Origin of the sequence: Streptomyces sp. NPDC001941 (assembly GCF_040296945.1) — a bacterium.
Lineage (GTDB): Bacteria > Actinomycetota > Actinomycetes > Streptomycetales > Streptomycetaceae > Streptomyces.
This window is the reverse complement of record NZ_JBEOYE010000226.1, coordinates 1-2,900: the sequence shown is the minus strand read 5'-3', so window position 1 is coordinate 2,900 and position 2,900 is coordinate 1. Positions and strand designations below refer to the sequence as shown.

Here is a 2,900-nt window from a genome sequence, read left to right as displayed (position 1 = left end):
CAACGCCTCACCGCAACCACCCTCTCCATCGCCGCCATCAACACCCCCACCTCCACCGTCATCTCCGGCGACAACCACACCCTCAACACCCTCCTGGCCCAACTCGACACCGAAGGCGTCTACGCCCGCCGCATCCACGTCGACTACGCCTCCCACAGCACCGACATGGACCCCCTCCTGCCCACCATCCACCAACAACTCACCGACCTGACGCCCAGCACAGGGCACACCACCCTCTACTCCACGGTCCACGGCCGCGCCGTCGACGGCACCGAACTCGACGCCGACTACTGGTGCAACAACCTCCGCCACACCGTCCGCTTCGACCTAGCCGCCCAGGCCGCCGCCGCCGACGGACACCACACCTGGACCGAGATCAGCCCCCACCCCGTCATGGCCCTCGCCCTCGACACCATCGCCCAGGAACACGACGGCACCAGCCACGCCACCGCCCACCGCGACCACGCCGACACCACCGACCTCCTCACCTCCTGGACCCGCGCAGGCATGGCCCGGGGCAGCGCGTGGCCGTGGGAGCGGGCCGTGCCGCGCACGCCCCTGGTGCCCGCGCTGCCCACGTACGCCTTCGACCGCCGACGGCACTGGCACCCGGCGCCCACCGGTACCACGGACCCCGCCGCGTGGGGCGTCGACGGCCTGGACCACCCGTGGCTCACGCTCGCCACTCCGCTCGCCGACGAGGACGGTCTCGTCCTCAGCGGCCGGATCGACGCCTCCGCCCCCGGTCAGCGCTGGCTGCGCGACCACCAGGTGTTCGACACCGTGGTCCTGCCCGGCACCGCGGTGCTCGATCTCGTCCTGACCGCCGCCGAACACGCGGGTACCGCCGGGATCGACACCCTCACCCTGACCTCGCCCCTCGTGCTCCCGGAGACCGGCGGGCTGCGCGTCCAGGTCGCGGTCTCCGGTGCCGACGGCGACGGCTGCCGCCAGGCGTCCGTGCACACCCGCCCCGACACCGGGGAGCTGCCCGGCGCGCCCTGGACGACCCACGCCACCGCACGGCTGGCACCCCCGGGCCCCGGCCCTGTCGACGACCACGGCTTCCGGGAGCTGCGCGACTGGCCGGTGCCCGGCAGCACGTCCGTGGACCTGGCGGGCCTGTACGACCGGCTGCGGGAGCGCGGCATCGACTACGGCCCGGCCTTCCAGGGCCTGGTGGAGCTGTCGCGCAGCGGCGACACGGCGTACGGCCTGGTCCGCCTGCCCGAGTCCGGGGCCGAGACCGCGCAGGCGGCGGGCGGCTTCGCGGTGCACCCGGCCCTGCTCGACGCGGCCCTGCACGCGATGTTCGCGCTGGACCCGGAGGCGGACCGGGTGGCGCTGCCCTTCGAGTGGGCCGGTACGGAGGTGTACGCGACCGGTGCGACCGAGCTCCGGGTGCGCATCGAGCGGGACCCGGCGTCCTCCGACACCGTCCGGGTGTGGCTGACCGACGGCCGGGGCGGGCCGGTGGCCCGCGCGGACGCGCTCGTCCTGCGCACGGCGACCGCCCAGCAGGTACGACGACAGGCGCCCGACCACCTCTACCGCGTGGCCTTCCAGCCGTCCCCGGCGCTGCGCGAGGTCACCGCGGTCGCCTGGGTGCTGGACGGGCCCGGCGGACTGGCGCCGCTGGTCGGCGGGGAGACCGTCACCGACGTGGACGCGCTGTTCGCCCGGCTCGACGCGGGGCAGGAGGCGCCGGCCCGGCTCGTCATCGACCACACCACCGACGGCGCCCCGGAGTTCGCGCACCTGGCGGACGCGGTGCGGCGGGCCACCGCGGCGGCGCTGCACGAGGCGCAGAGGCTGCTGGACGACCCGCGCCTCGACGCCACCGAGCTGGTCTGGGTGACCCGCCGGGCCGTCGTGGCCGTTCCCGAGGAGGGCCCGGACGATCTCGTCCAGGCCGCCCTGTGGGGGCTGGTCCGGGCCGCGCGCGCCGAGTACCCGCAGCGGTCGCTGCGCCTGGTGGACGTCGGCACCGGGGACGCGGACGCCGCCGCGCTCGCCCGGGCCGTGGCCGTGGCGGACGAACCCGAGATCGCCGTGCGGGAGGGCGAGGTCAGGGTCGCACGCCTGGTGAAGGCCGAGCCGGACGACGCCACCGGGACGGCCTACGCGACGCGGGGCGCACCGCGGGCCACCGGTGGATCCGGTGAACCCACCAGCGGTACGGCGCTGATCACCGGCGGCACCGGTGAACTCGGCGGGGAACTGGCCCGGCACCTCGTGCGCACGCGCGGGGTCCGCCGTCTCGTCCTCACCTCGCGCCAGGGCCGACGGGCCCCGGGCGCCGACGCACTCGTCGCCGAACTCACCCGGGCCGGGGCCGAGAGCGTGCGCGTCGCGGCCTGTGACGTCACCGACCGGGAAGCCCTCGCCGAACTGATCGACTCCGTGGCCGACTTGGACGCGGTGTGGCACCTGGCCGGGGTCCTCGACGACGGGCTGCTCCCCGACCAGACGCCGGAGCGGCTCGGCCGTGTCCTCGCCCCGAAGCTGGACGCGGTGCTGCACCTGCACGAACTCACCCTCGACCGCGCGCTGTCCGAGTTCGTCGTGTTCTCCTCGCTCGCCGGGGTGCTCGGCAGCGCGGGCCAGAGCACGTACGCCGCGGGCAACGCGTTCCTCGACGCCTTCGCCGCCTGGCGCACCCACGCGGGGCTGCCCGCGAGGAGCCTGTCGTGGGGGCTGTGGGAGCAGGCCGGGACCGGCCTGACCGCGCGCCTCGGTTCGGCCGAGCTGGCCCGGATCCGGCGCAGGGGCGTCGAACCGCTGTCCGCGGCCGAGGGGCTGCGCGCCCTGGACGCGGCACTGGCGACGGACGCACCCGCACACCTGGTTCCCGTACGGCTCGCGCTCGCTTCCTTGCACCGCGGCCAGGACGAGGTGCC

The 2,900-nt window shown here is 75.6% G+C and carries 1 protein-coding gene; it reads left to right on the top strand.

The window, feature by feature from the left end; translation table 11 throughout:
• Positions 1-2,900: SDR family NAD(P)-dependent oxidoreductase (locus ABT160_RS46695; protein ID WP_351656444.1), on the top strand; the 2,900-nt coding region annotated here is incomplete at both ends.